This window comes from Actinoplanes sp. NBRC 103695 (assembly GCF_030269485.1).
Taxonomy (GTDB): domain Bacteria; phylum Actinomycetota; class Actinomycetes; order Mycobacteriales; family Micromonosporaceae; genus Actinoplanes.
The window spans coordinates 1-4,947 of record NZ_BSTL01000035.1 but is presented as its reverse complement, the minus strand read 5'-3'; the positions used below and the strand labels follow the sequence as shown (position 1 = coordinate 4,947).

The following is a 4,947-nucleotide window of genomic DNA, read 5'->3' as shown; positions in this document are numbered from 1 at the left end:
GAGGTGACCATTTCCTATGATGATGGTGGTGGGTCGACGTGGTCGTATAAGGATGGTACGACGGTTGATCGGGGTGCTGATGGTCATGTGACGCATATGCATTCGGGTGATGCTGATTTTGATCGGTTCACTGCGGATGACAAACCGACCCACGGCGTCATTGCGGCCACCGAGGAACAACCCCAGCAGGATGTCAGCATCAAGTACTCCGACGCGGGCAGCGAGTGGACCTCATCGAGCACCGAGGGGATATCTCACGTCTTTCGCAACTCGGACGACGTCGTAATCCGCCAGGAGTTGCCTGATGGCACGGTTTATGACTCGTTTACTGCGGGTGGTGATCCGTTGCATGGGCGTGTGCCGGCGAAGGGGGATTCTCCGGCGCAGGAGGTGTCGGTTCGGTATTCGGGTGAGGGTTCGGAGTGGTCGTATTCGAATGAGTCGGGTCCGCCTGGTGTGACGCATGTTTTGCGGGATGCCGAGGATCGGGTTGTTCGGCAGGAGTTGCCTGATGGGACGGTTTATGACTCGTTTACTGCGGGTGGTGATCCGTTGCATGGGCGTGTGCCGGCGAAGGGGGATTCTCCGGCGCAGGAGGTGTCGGTTCGGTATTCGGGTGAGGGTTCGGAGTGGACGTATACGAGTGAGCCGGGTCCGCATGTTGAAGGTGCGCCGAGTGCTGGCGGTGTGACGCATGTTTTCCGGGATTCCGAGAATCGGATTGTTCGGCAGGAGTTGCCGGACGGCACGGTTTATGACTCGTTCAATGCGAATGAGGATCCGCTGCACGGGCGGATCCCTCCCAAGGGGAAGACCCCGGCGCAAGACGTCTCGGTCGAATACTTGGACGGAGGATCGAAGTGGACCTACTCGGACCTTGACGGCAGTACTGGGTCGATTGTCGATGGTCCTAAGACCTATGTCTATCGGGACAGCAAAGATCAGATAACCCGTCAGGAGTTGCCAGACGGCACGGTTTACGACAAGTTCGAGGACAATAATCCGGTTCATGGTCATGTGCCGGCAAAGGGTGATTCTCCGCAGCAGGAGTTGACTGTTGAATACAGTGCGGAGGGTTCGAAGTGGACGTATTCGAGTACTGAAGGAACGATGTACGTCTACCGGAACAGCCAGGATCAGACGATCCGTCAGGAGCTGACCGACGGCACTGTCTATGACAAGTTCAAGGACAATGATCCGGTTCATGGCCACAGCCCGGCCAAGGACGGCCGGCCCGCGTCGACGATCGACGTGAAGTACACCCCCGAGGGCAGCGTCTGGACGTACACCGAGGACGGCACGGGTGACAAGACCGTCGTCTACCGCGACACGGAACAGCGGACGACGCGGATGGAGTCGGGCGGCTGGGTGTACACCGAGTTCCAAGACAATCATCCGACCTACGGCACCAAGCCGGGCGAAAACGGCGGGCCGGCTGAGACCGTTCGGGTGAAGTATGACAAGAATGGCAGCGTCTGGACCTATGACGACGGCAAGAACAATCTGACGATCATCACCAAGAACGACAAGGACCAGACCATCCTGATGCAGTCAGGAGGATGGACCTTCGATGAGTTCGGGACTTTCCCCAATCTCGACGGCGAGCAGCCCCTCAAGGGATGGAAAATAAACGACAAGGGTCAGAGGGAAACCGTCACCGTCACCTATAACGACAACGGGAGTGTCTGGACCTACATCGACGGCGACGGTTCGAAGATGGTGGCCTATCGTGGACCCGATGGCCGTATCAACAAGATGTTGAAGGACGGGTGGACCTATACCCAGTTCGATTTTGACGGCAATCCCACGCTCGGCACCAAAGGTGATCAGCGGGTCAAGATCGACTACAGTGACAAACTCTTCACGCACTCCACCTTCACAGATCCGAGTGGTCACTGGACCACCATCGGTACGGACAAGAACGGCCGCCCGATATTTGAGATCGTCGATGGTATCCCGGCCGCCTATGCCGTCGAGATCCCGAAGCTCCTGGAGGCCAGCTTCATCGTGCGGGGCCGACAGCAGGAGCTTCAGAGCCTCATCCGGGACACCGAGAGGGAGTTGAACACGATCGACGTAGCTTGGGACAGCCCGTCCGGTAGCCAGTTCGAAGGGAAGAAGAGTGACGTGCTGAGCGCCTCCAAGAAGATCGACGACGTGTTGAGCAGTTCGATCACGGCGATGAGGAAATCGTACGAACACTACGTCGAGGCGGAGGGCGGAAACCTCGACAACATGACTCCCGCCGACCAGTCTCCGGTCTTCAACAAATGGACCGACATCGACACCGCAAGGCACTTGAACCCGAATGGTAGCGGACCAGCTTTCCCGTGATCGGTGTCCCCTCTATGGGCTACTGGGCCATCTCGTCGGATCATGACATCCTTTACCTGCGCAGTACCTCTGGCAAGGGAGTAGGTGGACGCTATGGGAATGACGCCGGTCAACGTAACGCCCGAGATGGTGACTGCGGCGGCGGGAAGTTGTGATACGACCGCGCAGCAGATCGACGGGGAACTGGCCGCGCTGAAGACTTACGTCGAGAATCTGCACACCATCTGGGGCGGTGTGTCCGCGGATCAATGGGCCATCCTGATGGCGGACTTCGACGTCTTCGGCCGGATGTTGCACAACTCGCTGACCGACATCGGACAGGGCTTGCGCGGCAACGCTGTGAACTATGTGGACACCGAGCTCGCCAACATCGCCCAGCTGAAGGCGGTGGACGGCGACATCCCTGGTGCTCGCCTGTAGCCAGCCACACTGAAAGGACTGAACCATGCCGGATCCCGCATCAAGCAACCTACGAGTTCCACTGGAACTGGAAACGGCCGGCCGGGACATCGACGGCCAGTCGCGGGTCATCACCGACCAGCTCGAGGCGCTGATGCACCAACTGCAGCCGATCTCCGAGACCTGGACGGGCAAGGCCAAGGACTACTATCAGGGGTTGCAGTCGGAGTGGAACATCGCCGCCGACGGCCTCTTCGGTCAGACCGGGGTGCTCGGGAAGATCGCCTACTCTTTGCACCTGAGCTGGGCCAACTATTCCGACTGTGAGTGGGCCAACGTCAAGACGTGGATCCCCACCGGGGGTTGATCTTCTCCGCCGCAGCCCGGAGGACGGGCTGCGGCGGCTTTTTGTGTTCGTTCAGTCGATCCAGGCGGCGCGGTCCGCGCCCGCGTACAGCTGCGCCGCGTCGTTGAGCTTGCCCGCGTACTGGCCGACTCGCTCGATGGCACCACCGATCGCCTGCATCAGAGCGTTCTGCGTCTGGATCAGATCCGTTGTCTTCGCGGGGTCGGGATCTATCACGTCGGCGTAGGTGCCTTCGGGTAGGGCGGTGTTGTCCTGGTCGCTCTGGTTGCCGCCCAGTCCCGAGTGATAATAGGGAATGGTTCCTTCCTTGTTTTTGGCGAAGAAGATCCAGGTTTCGTTTTCCAGGCGCTCATTCTTGAACTTCTCGAAGTCGTCGATCGCCTGATTGGTGGCTTTGAGTATGGTGTTCTCGAAGTCGAAGATTTCGGCGACGTTGGCCTTGAACTCGGTAATCGTCGGCATCGGCGGATCGACGATCTCGCCGGTTCCCGGGTCGATGACGGGAAGCGGGTTGCCGTCCTTGTCGGTAGCAATGTGCTGACCCTTGTCGTCGACGACATAGAAGCCCCCGTCGCGCTTGATATCTCCGTCGTTCTGCACGACCGGTGGTTTCGGCGGGATGACGAGGTCGGAGTCGAGACCGGTCACGGGCCGTGCTGTGGGCCAGAGCTGTGTGAGATCGACCAGCTGATCCCCGTCCTTGTTCTGGTCGGGGTTGATCAGGTCGTCTTTGTCTCCCATCTTCGCATGGTCGGCATCGGCCGATGGCTGTCGCAACGTCCCTCTTGGAGGACGGCCGGGGCCTGAACGAGGATCTGCGAAGCCCGCGGACCGCCGCCTACCATCGTTTTGCCATTGGTGTCGGTGCGTGGCGATCGGTGAGGAGACGACGGTGCCCAATAAGTATTCGGACAACTCCCCTTCGCTCTACAACGACCCGGCCGGTGAGGACCCCGGAGACGACCGGACGCTGATCGTCGCGCCGATGATCATGTGGGATTCGTCCAAGTCTCTGCAGCGAACGATCCATGAGATCGAGGAGAAGTGGCGTTCCATCGGCCACACCTGGGACGACCTGAAACTGGGTTGGACCGGCGCGAGTTCGCAGGAGGCTCACGAGTTCAACGACAAGCTTCAGGCGGCACAGAACGACATGTTCGGTGTGGCGGGAACCTCCGATAAGAAAGAAGAGCCCTTCAGATCCGAGGAAATCAAGGAATCTGGGAAACCGGGCATCATGCGGCTCCTGCGCGCCAAGGCAATCGGAGCCGCGAACCATTACTCCCAGACCGAAGAGGCTGTCGCAAGCATCTTCAACGACTTCGCGGATTCACTGGCCGACGAAGGCGACGGCAAGCCCGCGCCGCCGGCGGATGTCCCGCACGGTCCCGTCTCGATCAATTACGACAACCACAACGGTGTCCGCTACAAGAGCAACCAGGTCATCGGCCAGTACATGGACCAGTGGGGCAATCTGCATGAGCTTCGCGAAGGCGATGCCATGCCTCAGCGGCACGAGAAAATTATCAGGGGCGCGATCCAGGTCTGGTACGAGCGGGACCTCTCCTACGTCGATCACGATGGACATCTGAAGACTGTCACCGAAGTTGTGCGGGGCGCCACCTGGAAGGACGACAACGGTGTCGTTCAGGTGCTGGCGGTGCCGGAGAAGGACGGGTTGGTACCGCTGGCGCTGCCCGACGGTGTGAAGTGACGGCCGGTTAGCCTCGACCCTTCGTTAAGGGGTGTCCAAGGACTGGGCAGAAACGAAGAAGTGCCTTCTGATCAGGGAAAATAGGACTTGCTGAGGGTCCAAGTTTCCTGTCACGGAAGGCACTTGCAGGGTG

The 4,947-nt window shown here is 59.5% G+C and carries 5 protein-coding genes; 4 read left to right on the top strand and 1 reads right to left on the bottom strand.

Annotated features, from left to right (window positions below; all coding sequences use genetic code 11):
* The 3 genes from QSK31_RS41030 to QSK31_RS41020 form a co-directional block, all read left to right on the top strand.
* A partial coding sequence (locus QSK31_RS41030) for a hypothetical protein (RefSeq protein WP_285690270.1) occupies positions 1 to 2,334 on the top strand: 2,334 nt, incomplete at its 5' end.
* 93 nt (positions 2,335 to 2,427) lie between these two features.
* Positions 2,428 to 2,754: a WXG100 family type VII secretion target gene (locus QSK31_RS41025; protein ID WP_285690268.1), complete on the top strand. Its 327-nt coding sequence runs from the start codon at positions 2,428 to 2,430 to the stop codon at positions 2,752 to 2,754.
* 25 nt (positions 2,755 to 2,779) lie between these two features.
* Positions 2,780 to 3,100 carry a WXG100 family type VII secretion target gene (locus QSK31_RS41020; RefSeq protein WP_285690265.1) on the top strand — a complete coding sequence of 107 codons (321 nt, stop codon included), beginning with the start codon at positions 2,780 to 2,782 and terminating at the stop codon, positions 3,098 to 3,100.
* A 51-nt stretch (positions 3,101 to 3,151) separates the two neighbouring features.
* On the opposite strand, the gene QSK31_RS41015 is transcribed toward QSK31_RS41020, so the two are convergent.
* Entirely contained in the window at positions 3,152 to 3,841 is a 690-nt protein-coding gene (locus QSK31_RS41015; RefSeq protein WP_285690263.1) for a hypothetical protein, read from the bottom strand.
* 127 nt (positions 3,842 to 3,968) lie between these two features.
* Between QSK31_RS41015 and QSK31_RS41010 the strand changes: the two genes are divergently transcribed.
* On the top strand, positions 3,969 to 4,814 hold the full coding sequence (locus QSK31_RS41010; protein ID WP_285690262.1) for a hypothetical protein: 846 nt from the start codon (positions 3,969 to 3,971) through the stop codon (positions 4,812 to 4,814).
* Positions 4,815 to 4,947: the final 133 nt, after the last annotated feature.